General features: G+C 36.1%; 21 protein-coding genes. 17 read left to right on the forward strand and 4 right to left on the reverse strand.

Annotated elements, in window-relative coordinates; all coding sequences use genetic code 11:
* Positions 1-543 precede the first annotated feature (543 nt).
* From rny to NSQ89_RS07270, 6 genes are all read left to right on the forward strand, one after another.
* Complete coding sequence (gene rny, locus NSQ89_RS07245) at positions 544-2112, forward strand: ribonuclease Y (RefSeq protein ID WP_047940071.1); 1569 nt, start codon at positions 544-546, stop codon at positions 2110-2112.
* A gap of 142 nt (positions 2113-2254) precedes the next feature.
* Entirely contained in the window at positions 2255-3052 is a 798-nt protein-coding gene (locus NSQ89_RS07250) for a TIGR00282 family metallophosphoesterase (protein ID WP_341132403.1), read from the forward strand.
* A gap of 185 nt (positions 3053-3237) precedes the next feature.
* Entirely contained in the window at positions 3238-3498 is a 261-nt protein-coding gene (spoVS, locus tag NSQ89_RS07255) for a stage V sporulation protein SpoVS (protein WP_016201204.1), read from the forward strand.
* 505 nt (positions 3499-4003) lie between these two features.
* Positions 4004-4927 carry a dipeptidase gene (locus NSQ89_RS07260; protein ID WP_095257531.1) on the forward strand — a complete coding sequence of 308 codons (924 nt, stop codon included), beginning with the start codon at positions 4004-4006 and terminating at the stop codon, positions 4925-4927.
* Between the two features lie 331 nt (positions 4928-5258).
* Positions 5259-6809 (forward strand): tRNA (N6-isopentenyl adenosine(37)-C2)-methylthiotransferase MiaB, encoded by a 1551-nt coding sequence (gene miaB / locus NSQ89_RS07265; RefSeq protein ID WP_047940278.1) that lies wholly within the window; start codon positions 5259-5261, stop codon positions 6807-6809.
* A complete protein-coding gene (locus tag NSQ89_RS07270; RefSeq protein WP_341132404.1) occupies positions 6809-7192 on the forward strand; it encodes a RicAFT regulatory complex protein RicA family protein in 384 nt (127 codons plus the stop codon). Before miaB ends, NSQ89_RS07270 begins: the two co-directional genes overlap by 1 nt.
* Before the next feature lie 123 nt (positions 7193-7315).
* On the opposite strand, the gene NSQ89_RS07275 is transcribed toward NSQ89_RS07270, so the two are convergent.
* The 3 genes from NSQ89_RS07275 to NSQ89_RS07285 all read right to left on the reverse strand — a co-directional run bounded on the left by NSQ89_RS07275 (position 7316) and on the right by NSQ89_RS07285 (position 8542).
* A complete protein-coding gene (locus NSQ89_RS07275; protein ID WP_047940075.1) occupies positions 7316-7669 on the reverse strand; it encodes a hypothetical protein in 354 nt (117 codons plus the stop codon).
* 109 nt (positions 7670-7778) lie between these two features.
* Positions 7779-8087, reverse strand: a complete 309-nt coding sequence (locus NSQ89_RS07280; RefSeq protein WP_047940076.1) for a hypothetical protein — start codon at positions 8085-8087, stop codon at positions 7779-7781.
* Positions 8088-8122: 35 nt separating this feature from the next.
* Positions 8123-8542 carry a hypothetical protein gene (locus NSQ89_RS07285; RefSeq protein ID WP_341132405.1) on the reverse strand — a complete coding sequence of 140 codons (420 nt, stop codon included), beginning with the start codon at positions 8540-8542 and terminating at the stop codon, positions 8123-8125.
* 340 nt (positions 8543-8882) lie between these two features.
* Here NSQ89_RS07285 and NSQ89_RS07290 point away from each other — a divergent pair, with 340 nt between their 5' ends.
* Positions 8883-9434 carry an outer spore coat protein CotE gene (locus NSQ89_RS07290; protein WP_047940078.1) on the forward strand — a complete coding sequence of 184 codons (552 nt, stop codon included), beginning with the start codon at positions 8883-8885 and terminating at the stop codon, positions 9432-9434.
* 100 nt (positions 9435-9534) lie between these two features.
* Here NSQ89_RS07290 and NSQ89_RS07295 read toward each other — a convergent pair whose 3' ends face one another.
* Complete coding sequence (locus tag NSQ89_RS07295) at positions 9535-9759, reverse strand: excalibur calcium-binding domain-containing protein (RefSeq protein ID WP_095257593.1); 225 nt, start codon at positions 9757-9759, stop codon at positions 9535-9537.
* A 306-nt stretch (positions 9760-10065) separates the two neighbouring features.
* Between NSQ89_RS07295 and mutS the strand changes: the two genes are divergently transcribed.
* The 10 genes from mutS (at position 10066) to NSQ89_RS07345 (ending at position 19057) form a co-directional block, all read left to right on the forward strand.
* Entirely contained in the window at positions 10066-12684 is a 2619-nt protein-coding gene (gene mutS / locus NSQ89_RS07300; RefSeq protein ID WP_095257530.1) for a DNA mismatch repair protein MutS, read from the forward strand.
* 171 nt (positions 12685-12855) lie between these two features.
* The gene (gene mutL / locus NSQ89_RS07305) at positions 12856-14772 is read left to right on the forward strand and encodes a DNA mismatch repair endonuclease MutL (RefSeq protein ID WP_061796635.1); all 1917 of its coding nucleotides are present in this window, start codon (positions 12856-12858) and stop codon (positions 14770-14772) included.
* Between the two features lie 350 nt (positions 14773-15122).
* Positions 15123-15611, forward strand: coding sequence for a hypothetical protein (locus NSQ89_RS07310; RefSeq protein ID WP_341132406.1), 489 nt, complete (start codon positions 15123-15125; stop codon positions 15609-15611).
* A 229-nt stretch (positions 15612-15840) separates the two neighbouring features.
* On the forward strand, positions 15841-16275 hold the full coding sequence (locus NSQ89_RS07315) for a hypothetical protein (RefSeq protein WP_047940083.1): 435 nt from the start codon (positions 15841-15843) through the stop codon (positions 16273-16275).
* A gap of 11 nt (positions 16276-16286) precedes the next feature.
* Complete coding sequence (locus NSQ89_RS07320) at positions 16287-16409, forward strand: hypothetical protein (RefSeq protein ID WP_268874790.1); 123 nt, start codon at positions 16287-16289, stop codon at positions 16407-16409.
* A 98-nt stretch (positions 16410-16507) separates the two neighbouring features.
* Positions 16508-16846 (forward strand): hypothetical protein, encoded by a 339-nt coding sequence (locus tag NSQ89_RS07325; protein WP_341132407.1) that lies wholly within the window; start codon positions 16508-16510, stop codon positions 16844-16846.
* Positions 16847-17199: 353 nt separating this feature from the next.
* On the forward strand, positions 17200-17751 hold the full coding sequence (locus NSQ89_RS07330; protein ID WP_061796627.1) for a hypothetical protein: 552 nt from the start codon (positions 17200-17202) through the stop codon (positions 17749-17751).
* Between the two features lie 20 nt (positions 17752-17771).
* Positions 17772-17942, forward strand: a complete 171-nt coding sequence (locus NSQ89_RS07335) for a sporulation protein Cse60 (RefSeq protein ID WP_082138201.1) — start codon at positions 17772-17774, stop codon at positions 17940-17942.
* A gap of 235 nt (positions 17943-18177) precedes the next feature.
* Positions 18178-18339: a hypothetical protein gene (locus NSQ89_RS07340; RefSeq protein ID WP_341132408.1), complete on the forward strand. Its 162-nt coding sequence runs from the start codon at positions 18178-18180 to the stop codon at positions 18337-18339.
* A 187-nt stretch (positions 18340-18526) separates the two neighbouring features.
* Positions 18527-19057, forward strand: a complete 531-nt coding sequence (locus tag NSQ89_RS07345; RefSeq protein WP_061796625.1) for a hypothetical protein — start codon at positions 18527-18529, stop codon at positions 19055-19057.
* The last annotated feature ends 437 nt before the right edge of the window (positions 19058-19494 follow it).

A 19494-nucleotide genomic window follows, 5' to 3' on the forward strand; every position in this document is an offset into this window, starting at 1 on the left:
AGATGGGAGACGGTTTTTCCGTTTGCCATCTTTTTTGTTACTATTCTATAAAAGTATATGTTTCGATACCATTCGTGTGCTTGAAGCTAACTAATCCAAAAACACGCAATTATTGGCCATCTTGTAAGCTGAAAAGTAAAAAAAACTCTGTAATCGACTTAGGCATTTTTAAAGAGGCTGTGGGATATAGGTCTCCACAGGTTTAATAAGCTTAGTTTCTGACTATAATACGGATGATAGGTTAGATTTAGCTTTAAATAAGGTGAAATTCATACATATATAGGAAGTAAAGAGCAATTGTTAGAGGAAAATGATAACGAGATAGCCAATGAGAATTAGGTTAATCCTACTAGTTCAAAGTCTTGACAATAAATTGGTACAACTATACAATTGAATTGTATATTTTACATTTTTATAAGTATGAAAACCTAGAAAACATTTTTATAAGACTAGGGAAAATTTCGATTGAAAAAAGGAACATTTTAAGCCAATACTTTTAAAATCGTAACAAACACAATTTGATAGCAAGAGGAGGTGAAAATGATGGATTTAATAAAAATCATCTCCATTTTGCTTATTCTAATCGTTATTGCCGTTGTTGGCTTTGTTGTATATTTTATTCGAAAGTCCAATGCTAATGCAAAAATTAGCAATGCAACGTTGACTGCTGAACAAATTATGGAGAATGCAAAGCGTGAAGCAGACGCATTGAAAAAAGAAGCTTTGTTAGAAGCAAAGGATGAGATTCACAAGCTTCGTAGTGAAGCAGAACTAGAAGTTCGTGATCGAAGAAATGAACTACAAAAACAAGAAAATCGTTTATTGCAAAAAGAGGAAAATCTTGATCGCAAGGGAGAAGCGTTAGATAAACGTGAATCAGTGTTAGAAAAGAGGGACGATTCTCTTAATAAAAGACAACAGCATATGGAAGAGATGGAAAGCAAAGTGGACGAGATGGTTCGCAAGCAGCAAACAGAACTAGAGCGCATTTCTGGATTAACCCGAGAAGAGGCGAAGTCCATCATTTTAGAGCGTACAGAGCAAGAAGTTGCTCATGATATTGCGATAATGATTAAAGAAAGTGACACTAGAGCGAAAGAAGAAGCAGATAAAAAGGCTAAAGAAATTTTGTCACTTGCAATCCAACGTTGTGCAGCTGATCATGTTGCAGAAACTACAGTTTCCGTTGTTAACCTTCCAAATGATGAAATGAAAGGGCGAATTATCGGCCGTGAAGGACGAAATATTCGAACGCTTGAAACATTAACAGGAATTGACTTAATTATTGATGATACACCAGAAGCAGTAATTTTATCTGGTTTTGATCCAATAAGACGTGAAACTGCTAGACTTGCGTTAGATAAGCTCGTCCAAGATGGACGTATTCATCCAGCTCGTATTGAAGAAATGGTTGATAAAGCTCGCCGAGAAGTGGATGAACATATTCGTGAGATCGGAGAACAAACTACGTTTGAGGTCGGAGTTCATGGATTACATCCAGATTTAATTAAAATTCTCGGCCGTCTAAAATTCCGTACAAGCTATGGACAAAATGTATTAAAGCACAGTATGGAAGTGGCACAATTATCAGGAATTTTAGCTGCTGAACTTGGTGAGGATCAAACTCTTGCTCGCAGAGCTGGCTTACTTCATGATATAGGGAAAGCAATTGATCATGAAGTAGAAGGAAGCCATGTGGAAATTGGTGTCGAACTTGCTACCAAGTATAAAGAACATCCAGTTGTGATCAATAGTATCGCATCCCATCATGGTGATACGGAACCAACTTCAATTATCGCTGTACTAGTAGCTGCTGCTGACGCACTTTCAGCTGCAAGACCAGGAGCGCGAAGAGAAACATTAGAAAACTATATTCGCCGACTTGAGAAGCTTGAAGAAATTTCAGAGTCTTATGATGGAGTAGAGAAATCATTCGCTATTCAAGCAGGTCGTGAGATTCGAATCATGGTGAAACCTGATCTTGTGGATGATTTAGAATCCCATCGATTAGCACGTGATATTCGTAAGAAAATCGAAGAGGAATTAGATTATCCAGGTCATATCAAAGTAACCGTCATTCGTGAAACAAGAGCGGTTGAATATGCAAAATAAAAACGGTGCGTTTGCACCGTTTTTTTTTATTGCTTGGCAACATTATTTTCAAAAAGCTTTTAGAAGGAAAATCGAGTTAGGAACGCAAGCAATAATATGTTACACTGTTACATAGTGAAGATTAGAAAGTAGGAAAAAAGACATGCATATTTTATTTATTGGGGATGTCGTAGGCTCTATGGGCCGAGATATGATTAAAGAGTACTTACCAAAGCTGAAGGAGAAATACCGTCCTCAGATGACGATTATAAATGGCGAAAATGCTGCTGGCGGAAAAGGAATCACCGAGAAAATCTATCGAAGCTTTCTGGAAATTGGTGCTCAAGCAATAACAATGGGAAACCATACATGGGATAACCGTGAAATATTTGAATTCATCGATCAGGCAAAATATTTAGTACGACCTGCCAATTTTCCCGAAAATAATCCAGGAAAAGGCATGGTATTTGTTAAAATTAATGATATTGAAGTAGCTGTTATCAATTTACAAGGCCGAACATTTATGAATCCGAGTGATGATCCATTTATCGTGATTGATGGCTTAGTTGAGGAAGCAAAAAAACGCACCGATATTATTTTTGTTGATTTCCACGGAGAGGCGACAAGTGAAAAGCAAGCAATGGGATGGTATTTAGATGGGAAAGTAACAGCCGTTGTGGGAACACATACACATGTGCAAACTGCAGATAACCGTATTCTTCCAAATGGAACTGCCTTTATGGCAGATGTTGGGATGACAGGACCATATGACGCGATTCTTGGGATGCAGAAGGAATTAGTATTGAATCGTTTCTTAACCAATTTGCCAACACGCTTCGAGCCGCCGAAGAGTGGGAGAGCACAATTAAGCGGCTGTCTAATCGAAGTAGATAAAAAGACTGGGAAAGCAAAGAAAATAGAACGTATATTGATCAATGATGATCATCCATTTTTCTCGTAATAAATGGATGATGATTAGGAGAACTAGCTCTTCTTGTATTAACAAATATTTTCTAATTTTTTATGTCCAAGCTGGAATATGTGTATGAAACTTGGAATATAGTAACATTGGAATGATATATATCCTGATATGTTCATTATTACTTAATGTAACATGCGGGGGGGTTAAACAAGGAGGAGCTAGAAATGGAGATATTAAAGGTTTCAGCAAAGTCTAGTCCCAATTCTGTAGCTGGTGCGCTTGCAGGTGTTCTACGTGAAAGAGGTGGAGCAGAAATCCAAGCTATTGGTGCAGGTGCATTAAATCAAGCGGTTAAAGCAGTTGCTATCGCAAGAGGGTTTGTAGCACCTAGCGGAGTGGATTTAATCTGTATCCCTGCCTTCACTGATATCGTCATTGACGGTGAGGAACGAACAGCCATCAAGCTCATTGTGGAGCCTAGATAAAGAGAAAACAAGATTTGATAAAAAGTAGAAAAGCATGTAATTACATGCTTTTCCATTTATTCTGATCTTAATGGACAGTAAGAGGAAAGCGGCAGAACTTGCAGAACTTCTTGATATTCGCAGAAGCAGGTTTGAAGTCAGCTGTCTATTTAGTACTGAATGATTAACTATGATGAGTTGGAGAAGAAAAAATCTTCTCTGATCATAGTTTCGCTGTAACCCTTCTCTGATTGGTATGCTTGTTTGTGTTCTCTGATCTTTTTGGACCTGAATAGAGCAACCTTCAAAAAGGAAGGGGGATGTCTCCTCAATACGGTTTAGGCCCCGCAGTAAGGATTAAGTTGAAGAATAAACTTTTTCCTAAGCTATTACTTGAAACTGTGGAGAGTAAACCAAATGAGTGAGGCATCCTTTTTTTATAACTATAGTCAATTGATATCTTGAGGGATAGGAATAGCCATCAAGATTTACATAAAAAGAACATCTTTGTATGGGAGTGAATGGTTTGAATTACTTTGATGGACATTGTGACGTATTATTTAAAATGTTTATGGATAAAACAATAAATTTTCAGAATAGTAACAAACTTCATGTGACGAAGAGAGATTTACAAAAAGGGGGAGCAAAAATTCAATGCTTTGCTATTTATGTTCCAGAATCTGTCCATCCTGATATGCGGTTTGAAGCAGCTTTATCGATGACAAATATCTTTTATGAAAAAATCTTACAGCCGAATTCAGATTTAAAATTTATACGCTCACAAAAAGATATAAATGAATTAAAAGATGGAGAAATTGGTGCACTCCTAACATTGGAAGGCTGTGATGCAATTGGAGGAGATCTGCTAAAATTAAAAACATTGCTTCGATTAGGTGTTTCAGCAGTAGGGCTTACTTGGAACTATGCGAATGCTGTTGCGGATGGAGCACTAGAACCCAGAGGTGCAGGTTTATCTTTATTCGGGAGAGAAACAGTGAAGCTTTTGAATAAACAATCGATTTGGGTAGATGTTTCCCATTTATCGGAAAATGCTTTCTGGGATATTATGGAGCATGCTGATCATCCATATGCATCACATTCGAATACATATAATCTTTGTCCACATCCTCGTAATTTACGTGACGATCAAATTAAAGCAATGGTAGAAGCAGACAGTGTAATCGGAATTACTTTTGTACCACAGTTTTTAAGTGGAACAAATTCAGCCACTATTACAGATATTCTGCGCCATCTTGATTATATTTGTTCGCTTGGAGGAGAGGATCATGTCGGTTTTGGTTCCGATTTCGATGGAATCGACCAAACGGTAAAAGGTCTAGCCTCTACTGCTGATTATCCTAATCTAATAAATGAGCTAACACGATATTATACAAGTACGCAAGTAGAAAAATTCTTATATACGAATATGGCAAAAAGGTTTCCGAAATAAAGGAAATCATCAGCTTCTTTTTGAGGAGGAGGGTGAAAGTCTCTTTCTAGTTAAACAATAAGAAAATAGTAGAATGATATCTTTAAAACGTTGCTATTGTTTTCAAAAGATGAAAGGCTTATACTAGAATAATGAAAATATGTCTATAAAGAATAGTACATATGAAACAGCAGCTATTATATGGATGGATGTTTTTCTTGTCTAAGCAGCTTTAATCAATTCACTCTGATGGGTGGAGAGAAGGAAACACCAATCAATAAGAAGCCTAAACATGTATTTTAACAAACTTATGGATGAAATAAAAATCATCGATAAGAGAGGAGTAGATGAAATGAACGAAAACCAACGTTTAGAAGGACAACAAATCGGAAGCAATAATTCTTCGGACAAAAAATCCGAAAAGGATTATAGCAAATATTTCGAAACAGTATATAAAGCGCCTTCCTTAAAAGATGCAAAAAGACGAGGAAAAGAAGAAGTTCGTTATGAAAAGGATTTCTCTATTTCCGAACAATTCCGCGGAATGGGTGAAGGACGTAAATTCTACATTCGTACATATGGCTGTCAAATGAATGAACATGACACAGAAGTAATGGCAGGGATTTTCTTAGCTTTAGGCTATGAAGCAACAGATTCAGTCAATGACGCCAATGTTATTCTTCTTAATACTTGTGCGATTCGTGAAAATGCCGAAAATAAAGTATTTGGTGAATTAGGGCATTTAAAACATTTAAAAACGGAAAAGCCGGACCTTTTAATAGGTGTTTGTGGATGTATGTCACAAGAAGAATCTGTCGTAAACAAAATCTTAAAAACATACACACAAGTAGATATGATATTTGGTACACATAATATTCACCGTTTACCAAATATTCTTCATGAAGCATATATGTCAAAAGAAATGGTCGTAGAAGTTTGGTCTAAAGAAGGGGATGTAATCGAGAACCTTCCTAAAGTACGTAATGGAAAAATTAAAGCATGGGTAAACATTATGTATGGCTGCGACAAATTTTGTACCTATTGTATTGTTCCATATACTCGCGGAAAAGAGCGAAGCCGCCGTCCAGAGGATATTATTCAAGAAGTGCGTCATTTAGCTGCACAAGGGTATAAAGAAATTACTTTGCTTGGTCAAAACGTAAACGCCTATGGAAAAGATTTCACAGATATCGATTTCCGTTTCGGAGATTTAATGGAAGAAATGCGCAAAATTGATATTCCGCGTGTTCGTTTTACAACAAGTCACCCACGTGATTTCGATGATCATTTAATTGAGGTGCTTGCTAAAGGCGGTAACCTAGTGGAACATATTCACTTACCAGTTCAGTCTGGTTCATCTGATGTGTTAAAAATTATGGCACGTAAATATACAAGAGAGCAGTATTTAGAATTAGTTCGCAAAATGAAAGCGGCTATTCCTAATTTAACTCTTACAACAGATATTATTGTTGGTTATCCAAATGAAACAGATGAGCAATTTGAAGAAACATTATCTCTTTATAAAGAGGTTGGTTTTGAAGCGGCTTATACATTCATCTATTCTCCACGTGAAGGAACACCTGCAGCACGAATGAAAGATAATGTTCCGATGGAAGTTAAAAAGGAACGCCTACAGCGCCTAAATGCTTTAGTTAATGAGTATTCTGCTAATTCCATGAAGAATTATCAAGGCCAAACGGTAGAGGTTCTTGTAGAAGGAGAAAGCAAGAATAACCCAGATGTGCTTGCTGGTTATACACGTAAAAACAAGCTAGTAAACTTTGTTGGACCAAAATCGGCAATTGGCAAACTTGTTTCTGTGAAAATTACCGATGCAAAAACATGGTCATTAAACGGAGAAATGATTGAGGTATTAGAAGCGGAAGCTGTTGAGGCAAACTAATGGCGAAATTCACACGAGAAGAAATTATTGAACGAACAGAGCAGCTTGCCAAAATGATTCGTGAGACAGAAGAAGTGGAATTTTACCAAGGTGCCGAAAAACAAATCAATCAAAACCAAAAAGTAAATGATCGAATTGCCCAGATTAAAAAGCTGCAAAAACAAGCAGTTAATCTTCAGCACTATGGCAAAATTGCTGCTTTAAAAGATACTGAAGCAAAAATTGATGCCTTACAAAAAGAAATTGATGAACTGCCAATCGTCAGTGAATTTAAAGAATCACAAGAAATTGTCAATGATATGCTGCAAATGGTAACAAAAACGATCGCGGAAACAGTAGAAACAGAAATTCTTTCTTCTAATGAGAAGACGAAAGAACAATAAAACACTGAGATTCTCCGAAACAAGCGGAAAGAGGGTAAAAACATCCTCAAGAGTACCGCTGGCAGTTTTGGTAAATACAATGTAAACATATAAATGAAAACCAAGCATATTTTTGCTTGGTTTTTACTTGTTTTGATTATTTAAAATATTGATCGCCCGTAAGAATGCTTTCCGATATTCCTGTTGTTCCTTCATAGCTGTTTGCAAGGTCGAAAGCAATGCTTTATTAAGCTGCTTCGTTTCTTTGTCTTTTGCATTTCCGTTATTAACTGTTTGCAATAGAAATGTATACACAAGAAATAAGACAGAGTAATTGTCTACATAAGTTAGACTGACGGCACTTCCGCCATTTCCTCCTTCCGCATGTGTGTTAACAGAAGGCCCCCCTGTTTCTAGAATTTTATCGATAAGCTCCTCTGGTACTCCAAGCTCCTTTAATTTCTCGGCAGTTAACCCAATATTTTTTTCTTTAGCCATTCTTTAGCCTCCTTTTATTAGGTATGTAAAAAGAAAAGGGCAATCATCAAGAAGATGTTGCCCTTTATTATATGCTTATCTCTTATAGGAGTGATTATCTTAAAGGTGATTAACCTTCATTCACCATTTCAGGGCTATTTTCGTTGTAAGATACAGCAGTAGCAGCACCAGCAACGTTAGCATTAACTAAAATACCACCAACAAAGAAGTTTAATAAGTTAACACCTACAGCAGCACCACCAGCAGCACCAGCAGCAGAAAATTGGTTAGCTAGGTTACCGTTTCCTTGAGTAGCATTAGTGAATCCGCGAAGTTCTGCTCCTTTGTTTCCAATGCCTTTACCTTTAGCAGTAACATCAGTACCAGCAAGGCCAGTACCCTTACCTTCGTGACAATCAGATGTGCATTTAGACAACATTTGACTTCACCTCCTTTCAAGAAAAGATTCTTTACTTATTTTTTGATGAAATCTGAAAGATCTAGTGAAAAAATAGGCTTGCCGTTAACATTTAATTTAAGGTTCCCATCATCATTTGAAGCATCAATGACAGGTAATTTCTCTTGCAGCTTGCTTAGGGTGTCTTCACTTACTATACTTTTTAGCGTTTCGGGATTAAGATGTGGTTTTACTTTTTCTTTAATTGAATCTAAATCAACCGCACTTGCAACTTTCTCCTTCATCGCATCCATTGTAGTTCCAGCTATATTCTCAGAAACACCTTTGGTTAACTTTTGGACTAATCCACCCATTTCTGAAGATAATTTAGTAATTAATTCTTGTGCGTATTTAGCTCCGTCCTCACCAGTAATCTCTTTACCATTAACATTGAATTTAAAATCAAACTGATCGTTTTTATTAAATAACCCTGCCAACTTCCTCACCCCCTTACCGTATACTACAGTATATAGAGATTAGAACAAGCTGTATCCGCGAATGTATTAATACAAACGCATATTTTTTTTAAAAGCTTAAAAAAGAGCTGAATGGTAAGGTTCTTTCATAAAAAAAAGAAATATTGGAAAGTTTTTTTTTAGAATCGATAAAAAGTAGGATAGATGTCTAGAAAAAACGCTAATATCGGCACACTTACCCAAGTTTTACATACAATGAAGTAGATTTAAGCATTACTTATCGTCTTTAAAAATTATCGCACACTAGACTCCTATCCCGCATAGGATGAAATGAAAATGAATGAGGAGGTTTCGCTCGAACATGGGAGAATATAGAGAGATTATTACAAAGGCAGTCGTAGCGAAAGGACGTAAATTTACAAAATCCAATCATACCATCTGCCCAGACAACAGCCCATCAAGTATCTTGGGCTGCTGGATTATCAACCATACGTATGAAGCAGAAAAGGTTGGTAAAACAGTAGAAATTAGTGGATACTTTGATATTAACGTTTGGTATTCTTATAATGACAATACACAAACGGAAGTAGTAACAGAGCGTGTAAAATATACAGATGTCATTAAATTAAAATATCGTGATCCTGACTGCTTAGAAGACCACGATGTAATTGCACGCGTCTTGCAACAACCAAACTGCATTGAAGCAGTGATTTCGCCAAATGGCAATAAAATAATTGTCCATGTAGAAAAAGAATTTATCGTTGAAGTTATCGGAGAAACAAAAATCTGTGTAGAGGTTTGCACAGACGAATGTGGCAAAGAAGATGACGATGAATGGTTTAAAGATGAAGTAGAAGATGAAGAATTTGAGGAATTAAATCCAGACTTCCTTGTAGGCGGGGAAGAAGAGTAAAGGCTAGGAGCTTTTCCTAGTCTTTTTTTCTATTAATGATTCCTCATAATCAATAATAGAAAAGCCTTTTTCCTATTTGCGTAAGAAAAAGGCAGGAAGATTATCTTTCACAAGCAATTCCGTCTTTATCACGGTCCATTTTTTTGTTTGCGTCATATAAGGCTTTAGATACATAAGGTTTGTATTTTGTTTTTCCACCTTTATTTTTGGTGCTTTTTGATTTAGCAACGCCACCCTTATAATCCTTGTTAAGGGCTGTACAATTTTTGTACTTTTTAACTTTTGTTTTTGCTTCTGCACTTGAATGTGGCATAAAACTTAGCATAAGAACAATCGTTAAAAGAATAGATAGAATACGTTTCAAGATAATTGCTCCTTTTCCTAAAATTAACTTTTATTTCAAGCTAAATTATAAAAGATTTGTTCGCGAATTACTAGTATTATTTTTAAAAATAATACTAGAATGGAGCAAAATGGAATGAACTAGTTAGCACCTTTAACTTCACACAAAAAAAGCAATTATTTTTCAGAGATATTCATGTTCTTTTCCCAACACCCCCCACTGAAATATTCTATTTCTTTATGTTATAATGGGAGAATAATAGATTTGGACAGGATTTTGGAGGAAGTTATGACAACATATACGCCCATGATACAACAATACTTACAAGTGAAGGCAGATTATCAGGATGCCTTTTTATTTTTTCGTTTAGGAGACTTTTATGAAATGTTCTTTGATGATGCCATCAAAGCATCACAGGAGCTTGAAATCACTTTAACAAGCAGAGAAGGAGGGGGAGCAGAGCGAATTCCCATGTGCGGTGTCCCACATCATTCTGCTGCAAATTATATTGAACAGCTAGTCGAACGCGGCTATAAAGTGGCAATTTGTGAACAAACAGAAGACCCGAAACAGGCAAAGGGAGTTGTGAAAAGAGAGGTCGTTCAGCTGATTACCCCTGGAACGATGATGGAAGGGAAAAATCTTTCCGATAAAGAAAATAACTACATTGCCACTATCTCTTTGTTTGCAGATGAGCAATTTGGCTTTGCTTATAGCGATTTATCGACAGGGGAAAGCAAAGCAACTCTTCTTAAGGGAATCGACTCTCTATTAAATGAATTATCCTTATCAGGTGCAAAGGAAGTCGTAATTTCTGACGATTTCTCAAAAGAGTATCAGAAGCGATTACAGGAAAGAGGTACATTGACCCTTTCGATTGAAAATGATCTGGATGAAAAAGATGTGCATGTACCATTATTGCAAGGTATTCAAGAACAACAGTTAAGAAGCACCGTTGTCCGCTTGTTTAATTATCTATATCGCACACAAAAGAGAAGCTTGGATCACTTACAGCCGGTTTCTACTTATGTTATTGATCAATTTATGAAGATTGATTATTTTTCTAAGCGGAATTTAGAATTAACGGAAACAATTCGCTCAAAAGGAAAAAAAGGATCTCTTCTTTGGTTATTAGATGAAACGAAAACCGCGATGGGGGGAAGACTTTTAAAACAGTGGATCGATCGTCCACTATTAAATAAGGAAGAGATTGAATATCGTCAAAATCTAGTCGAGACAATGATTGGACATTACTTTGAACGCCAAGATTTGCGGGAAAAATTAAAGGAAGTATATGATTTAGAACGTTTAGCAGGACGAGTGGCTTTTGGAAATGTTAATGCAAGGGATCTTGTCCAGCTAAAAAAATCGTTACAACAAGTACCAATCATTCAGCAAATTGTTGCATCGTTTGGTTCAAAGGAAGCAATGAGATTGGCTGAAGACCTAGATCCTTGTGAAGATATTACTGATTTACTGGAGCGAGCAATTGTTGAAAACCCGCCGTTATCCATTAAAGAAGGAAATATTATTTTAGACGGCTACCATCCTGAATTAGACAGTTACCGTGATGCAAGCCGAAACGGCAAAACATGGATTGCCCAGCTAGAAAGAGAAGAACGGGAAAAAACAGGCATTAAATCGCTGAAAATCGGCTATAATCGTGTATTTGGCTACTATATAGAAGTAACAAGAGCAAACGTCCATCTATTACAAGAAGGACAGTATGAACGTAAACAAACCCTTGCTAATGCGGAACGTTATATAACGCCAGAATTAAAAGAAAAAGAAAGTTTAATCCTGCAAGCCGAAGAAAAAATGGTGGAATTAGAATATGAGATTTTTACAACCATCCGGGAAACCATTAAAGAATATATTCCACGCTTACAAAATCTTGCAAAAACTGTAAGCACACTAGATGTGCTTCAATGTTTCGCCACAGTAAGTGAGGATCGCCGCTATGTGAAGCCTGTGTTTTCAAGTGATCGTACGCTTTCTATTAAAAACGGCCGTCATCCTGTAGTAGAAAAGGTAATGAATGCACAAAGCTATGTAGCAAATGACTGCACCATGCATAAAGACAGAGAATTGCTGTTAATTACTGGGCCAAATATGTCTGGTAAGAGTACGTATATGCGCCAGATTGCCTTAACAAGCATTTTGGCGCAAATCGGCTGCTTTGTGCCAGCAGATGAAGCAGTGCTGCCGTTATTTGACCAAGTATTTACGAGAATAGGAGCGGCCGATGATCTTATTTCCGGGCAAAGTACGTTTATGGTAGAGATGCTGGAAGCAAGAAACGCACTCCTGCATGCCACTAATAATAGTTTAATTCTATTCGATGAAATTGGTCGAGGCACAAGCACATATGATGGAATGGCATTGGCACAAGCCATCATTGAGTACATTCATCATGAAGTTGGTGCGAAGACTTTATTCTCTACCCACTATCATGAGCTGACTGTGCTTGCAGAAGAGCTTCCATCATTAAGCAATGTTCACGTCAGCGCAATGGAGCAAAACGGAAAAGTTGTTTTCCTTCATAAAATAAAAGAGGGAGCAGCTGACAAGAGTTACGGAATTCACGTTGCACAGCTTGCTGAATTGCCAGAAGCATTGATTGAACGAGCACAAGAACTATTAACAAGCCTTGAGCAAAAGGATCAATTTGCTGGAGAAGCAGCCGTGGCAGTAATCGAAAAACCGGTTATGAAAGCTGAAATAGCTGAAGAAGAGGCACAATTATCATTCTTTGAAACAGAAGAGAAAAAACCGCAAAAAGTGATTTCTACGAAAGAAAAGCAAATTGTTAATAAACTGAAAGACTTAGATATATTAGAAATGACGCCAATGCAGGCATTAAATACATTGTACGAACTTCATAAAAAAGTCCGTAATGATAGATAAAGTGGGTTAGGGTGATTGAGTGTAAAGCCAGTGGTATGAACGCATAGAAATGAAATTGCGTTAGAAAAAGTGGTGTTCATAGGAACGATGAAAGCTGCAAATTCAACTATTTCAGCTGATACACTGCCCTATCCCTGATCGAAAAAAGTAAGAAAGAAAAGAGGAGAAACAATGGCAAAGATTATTCAACTGGATGATGCACTTTCGAATAAAATTGCTGCAGGTGAAGTTGTTGAGCGGCCAGCCTCTGTTGTAAAAGAGTTAGTAGAAAATAGTATCGACGCAAAAAGTACTTCAATTGAAATTTTTATCGAGGAAGCTGGTTTACAAAGCATTCGTATCCTTGATAATGGACAAGGAATTGACGAAGAGGATGTTTTAACTGCTTTTTCCAGACATGCGACAAGTAAAATAAAAGATGAAAATGACTTATTCCGAATCCGCACCCTTGGATTTAGAGGTGAGGCACTGCCAAGTATTGCCTCTGTCTCTCATGTCACTTTAACCACTTCTACTGGAGAAAAAGGGACAACAGTAGAGCTTAACGGCGGACATTTAGTGAAACAGGAAGGCGCGCCGGGAAGAAGGGGAACAGAGATAATCGTCAGCGATTTGTTCTTTAATACGCCAGCAAGATTGAAATATATGAAATCGATTCATACGGAGCTTGGTAATATTACCGATATCGTCAACCGCCTAGCCCTTGCTCACCCTGATATTAGCTTTCGCCTAGTGCATAACGAGCGCAAGCTCCTTCATACAAATGGCAATGGGGATGTAAGACAAGTGCTTGCGGGCATTTATGGCCTAAATATAGCAAAAAAAATGATACCAATTTCAGCAAGTACCCTTGATTTTAAACTAAGTGGCTATATGGCTCTGCCAGAAATTACGCGTGCGTCACGGAACTATATTTCCACCATGATTAATGGCCGCTTTATTAAAAACTATTCTCTTGTACGCAGTATTCAGGAAGGCTATCATACGTTATTGCCTATTGGCAGATATCCCATTGTTCTTTTAAATGTAGAAATGGATCCAATTCTTGTTGATGTAAATGTTCATCCATCAAAAATGGAAGTGCGCTTTAGTAAAGAACAAGAGCTATACGAACTTGTCAGCAATACGATTAAAGCAGCATTTAAGAAAAAAGAGCTTATTCCAGCAGGACTTATCCGCGAGAAAAAGCCTGCTCCAAAAGAAGAGCAAGCGGCCTTCAGCTTTGATACGATTCGCGAATCGGCAATGCCAGTATCAGTTCCAAAAATGGATTCTGTTTTTGCCAATCCAACAACAGAGCAAGTAGAAAAGCCGAGTTGGAGCGAACCTCTTGAAGACACACCAAGCAGTCGGCAATCTGGAGAAAGTGATGAAGAATCAACTATAACAGATGCCACAGCCTTTTTCTTTGGACAGGAAGGGAATAGTACTACCGCGCCTGCAACAGAAGAAGAGATAGAGGAAGCATGGGAAGAGGAAGAAATAGCTGACGTGGAAGAGGGGCCGAGAGTTCCGCCCCTTTATCCAATTGGGCAAATGCATGGAACCTATATTTTTGCACAAAATGAAAGAGGACTTTATATTATCGATCAGCATGCAGCCCAAGAACGAATTAAATACGAATTTTTTCGGGAAAAAGTTGGCGAAGTCCATAAGGAATTACAAGAAATGCTTATCCCATTAACATTAGATTATTCCTTAGATGAATGGATGAAAATAGAAGAAAATAAAGCCGAGCTCGAAAAGGTAGGCGTATTTCTTGAACCATTTGGCCAGCAAAGCTATCTAGTCCGCTCCCATCCACAATGGTTTCCAAAAGGAGAAGAAAAAGAAACAATCGAGGAAATGATTGAACAAGTACTCTCCATGAGAAAAGTAGATATAAAGCTTTTACGAGAAGAAGCTGCCATTATGATGAGCTGCAAGGGATCCATTAAAGCAAATCGCCATTTACGAAACGACGAGATTCAAAGTTTATTGGACGAACTTCGGACAACATCCGATCCATTTACCTGTCCACATGGTAGACCGATTATTGTGCATTATTCTACTTATGAGATGGAGAAAATGTTTAAGCGTGTGATGTAATTATTTAGTAGAAGAAACCCTTTGTTTATAAGGATTTATAGATTGGTTATGATGGATTTGACCACATTTTGACTATTTTTACCAGTATGAGCTAGATTTAAAAGTACTTTTGTTAAATATTCAACTGATATGTCTTGCATATTAGGAGACACAGATCTGTTATAGTAATTATTTTTATAAAATGTTTGCTTACAAATCCTGTTTTCAGAGTAAAGCGATTTAAAACACACCGACAGCAAAAAATAGATTGTATACTGTCCTCTGCTCATTAGAGCAGGGGATTTTTTAGTTTCTATGTGTATAAAATAAATAAATGTAAGTTAAACTATTCAAAAAAAGTGGTGATTGTTTTGAATAAAATTATTGAAAACCTCGACATTCATGCTAAAGGGATATGGGTTCCTATTATTTGGACCGTGATATTATTAATGGTGGTATTATTTATGCCAAAGGAAAAAATGAATGGGCTGCAAATTTATTGTACTTATGGCGTAATTGGTGCTATTACTTGGATTGCAAATAGTATATTTGGAATATATTTAGATTGGGTAGATTTTGGGAGAGCAGAATCTACTGGTATTGGGGAGCTGCTAACATACGCACTCATTCCCTCATCATTAGCGATATGGTTTTTAAATAAATTGCACAGAGATAATCGTATGAAACGAACTCTATTATTTGTGTTATTGTCTTTATTCATTGAGTGGACATGCCATATATCAGGATTTATGGGATACAATGGATGGAGTTTACTTTATAGCATACCTGTATATATAATCATTTATTATTTTTTCTTACCTTTTCACTATAGACTAATAAAAGATATAAAAGTCAGCTAAATATAATCTTTGTTATAAGCCCTATTCTTCGGAGTAGGGTATTTTTAGTTAAACGTAAATTCGTCCCCCTTTTTATATTATCGAGAAATGATCCTCTGTAATATAAATGGAGCTGAAATTTGATTCAGGGTGAGATTTCAAATTCAAATTAGAATAGTATCTCCTATTCCCATTTTTTTGTTTGATACATATATATGTATAGGGGAATCCTCCTAATGGATGTGATTTTATGGAAGAAAATGCAATAAGGGAAATTCAACGAGAGATTGATATTGTTATAGCTTTTTTATTGTTAACAGGACAAATAACTTTAACTAGGGTTTATTTTGGCCCCGGCTATTTTGGGGTAACTGTTGGCGGGCCGTTAACGGGAGCTAATAGGTTGGAAAGTATTAATGATAATCCGCTTGGTAATTTTACATTGGATATAATCGACATTATAATAGCTGTCTTAATCTTAAAAGACGAGATTAATCTTGTAGGTCTTTTTGTGGCTTCTGATGCTCGGTTTTCCTTAAGTATAAGTGGTCCTTTATTCGGAAGAGAAAAGGTGGTTCCAGTTACGAAATTTCTAAAGAAAAATCAGAAAGAGTTTAATGCAATTGTTTCCGATAATTATTTCTTAGATGACGAATTTATAAAAGCTTTAAAAAGGATGAAATAGGGGGAAGAAAAATGGCCTTAACAGATTTACCAACGATAAAAAATGATTCCATGGGCAGTAAGTTCTTAATTGCCTTAGCGATAACAATATTTGTATTTTTCTTTACAAAAGATAAAAAAACGGATGCTATGTAATATGGTTCTAAATATCTATTAAATGGTCAAACTAAAAGTTGAACCTTATTTTCACTTGAGCATACACTACAGTGAATCTATAAGAGGAGGCTAATGCCATGGAAAATAATAGAGATTTAATGGAATCTTCAAGTCATCATTTATCCAGCCATCACCATCATCATCACCATAAAAAGGATCATGATCATTATAAACACAAGTTTCATCCTAAATGTCACAAGCACTTATTTGAATTTATTCAAATAGAAATAAAAGATGGAGAAGTTCACCAAGGTATTCTGCATAGTTACGATGATGAAAATGTATACTTATTGGTAAGTGGTCATCATACAAGCGAGGATAGTCGGTTAATATTCCCATTTAGAAGGTTTGGATTAATTGGATTCCCATTCTTTGGAATAAGAAGATTTGGTCCATTCTTCCCTCTTTGGTGGTAAAAGTTCGTTTTAACAAATAACGATGAATATACAGATAAAAAATGGTTCGTTATAGTGAGTGGCGGGCTGTTCTGTTACTTCCCTCACCTTCGCCCTGCTCAATAAGCAGGGTATTTTTATGCCCAATATTTCAGCTTTTCCAATTCCTAATAGGGTTATTATGTAAGTATGAATCTTCTATTATGGTTCTCTTAATGTGGATATAGGGAGAGAAGTAGACGTGGTTTTAACTATAATTGAATGGCTAGGTCTATTTGAAAAACCAACAAAGTCTGTTTTTTGTATAGATCTTTTATTTTATTTGAAACTTTTTGATTATTCAAACGTATTCCTTTAGAGAGAGGAGGAAGAAAATGAATAAATTTTTTAGTAAATGTGCTTCTATTTTATTAATAGTCATGGTGGCAGCATTAGCGGGCTGTTCGGCTGAAGCGGAATCAAAAGACAAAAACATTAGTACACTTGAAACTGTATTGAATGAAACATTTACAGTGCCTAATAAAGAACTTCGGGACATTTTAGAAGATCCAAATAATTACACGATGATCGGGAATGACGAAAATACAAGCTCATCAAGTGACCTGGATTCTTACTTAAAGAAGAAGTATCAGGAATCTTTTACCGAAGAAATGTATGATAAGTATACAGGAACCTACGCATTAAGCTATATAGCAGCTAGTCCAGAAAAGAGTGAAATGAAGATAAAGGACGTTCAAGTAGCCCAAAAGGAAAAACAGCAAAATATCTATGATTACACGGCTATTATTGATTATAAAAAGGACGATGACTCTCCAATAGAAAAATATGAGGTTAAGGGGCAAGTGAATTTTTCGGAAAGCGGAAAGATTGTTGCGTTTATTATTGATGAGGATAGTAATTTATCTAGGGATATAAGAAATAATTAGGAATAGGAAGGTACTATCTTATGATTCAGACAAAAGTTATTTCGGAGAACGATAAAAATTTCGAGAACCATTTAAATAAAGCGTTAAAGGAATTGGGAAATCATGAAGTAATCGATATTAAGTTCGCTGTGAACAATGAACCAATAACAGAAGAGGGCATTTATACAGCCGTTATTTTATATAAAGCATAAGATTACGAATAATGCATCCTTTCTGGGATGCTTTTCTTGTCATGAAAAGTGGGGAGAAGTTATTTTGCTTTTCTAGCGTCAATAATAATGCCTATCAATTATATTTAATTTTCTTGTAATAATCGAATTTTAAAAAGGGGATGTGAGAAGAGAGCAGCTATACGTTAAGAAATTTAACTAATAGAGATATAGAGTTGGCAGAAAAATACTCCAAGTGAAATGGGCGAAAGCATAGATGGAAATTCTAAAGAACAAGAACGGGGGAGAGCTGCAATACCAGGCATTATCGATATCCCTAAATCGATGGGAAGGTAATGATTATATTTTAATAGAGCATCTATTAGGGATAAAGGAAAAAGAAGGCATAATGGAGACGGATGATTATTTCAGGATATAATTTAAACGAAGAATTTATAGAAAATCTGAAAGATGAATTTAAAAAAAGCGATAATTAAATGTTTAGATCCTGTCTTGAATTAATGGATAATTACACAGATACTAATAAAAAATAATAAGGGAAGAGTTGTGATTGAGCAGCTTTTTTCTTATACAAACCCGAATAAAAGGTCTGGAGCTGTTTAATTATGAAAAAAATCCTTGCAACTTTTTTTATATTGGTTATTTTGGTCGGTTGTTCGAATGAAGGGAAAGAGACTGATGTGAAATCTGCTAATATTGGTTCTCTTGAAGAACAAATCACTACTGTGATGGCAGAACATCATTTAAGGGATAAAGAAGTTATTGATTATGATCTCAAAGATGATTTCATTTATGTTATTTTTAAAAACAAACATGAAAGCGGCAATACGCATCATCCTGATTTAGTCATTTTGAAGAATAAGGAAGGGAAAGTAAAATGGGCAGCGGGACCAGAGGATCGTACAGTATCTGTTGATAGCTCTATGATATTTGAACGCGAGGATGGACCATCTGTTACTCTTACGATGCCAACAGGAAATACAACTGTTAAAGAGGTAAAGGTGCTGGGTGAATCGGCCAAAGCAGTAACCTATCTAGAGCATTTTACTGATGATTTTTCAAGAGAATATACCTATTGGATTACTTATACAACGGAAAAACCTACGCATGAGGATATTGAAGTGATTACGGAATAGGGAATACCAAAGGAGAGGAAAAGGATTTAATTCGAATTGGACGATCGTCTTGCTATAAAGTAATATTGTATGATTTAATCATACAAATAACACTGCATGCCTCTATTGACATTGTGTATGTGAATTTTATGCCAATAGAAAAAAATAAATTTATGATTTATTTTATATTCTGGGTGTTTTTTCGTTGCTAATACAACATTAACTTTCTTTTGGGGATATGTTAACTATAATGAATGGAATCGTTGGTATACTATTTTATATCTATGCCAAATCTCTATATGCGCTAGCGTTATTGATTCATACAGTGAGCAATAGACTCCCTAGTAAGATAGAAGAGTGCATGAGCAGCGAGTAGAATAACGCCCTTTTTAATGAATCTTTTTTATATGAAAACTCGAATAAATGATTATCTTAAAAATCGAGTGGAATCATATCTC

This window comes from Niallia sp. FSL R7-0648, from assembly GCF_038007005.1.
In the GTDB taxonomy this organism is placed as follows: Bacteria; Bacillota; Bacilli; order Bacillales; family Cytobacillaceae; genus Niallia; species Niallia circulans.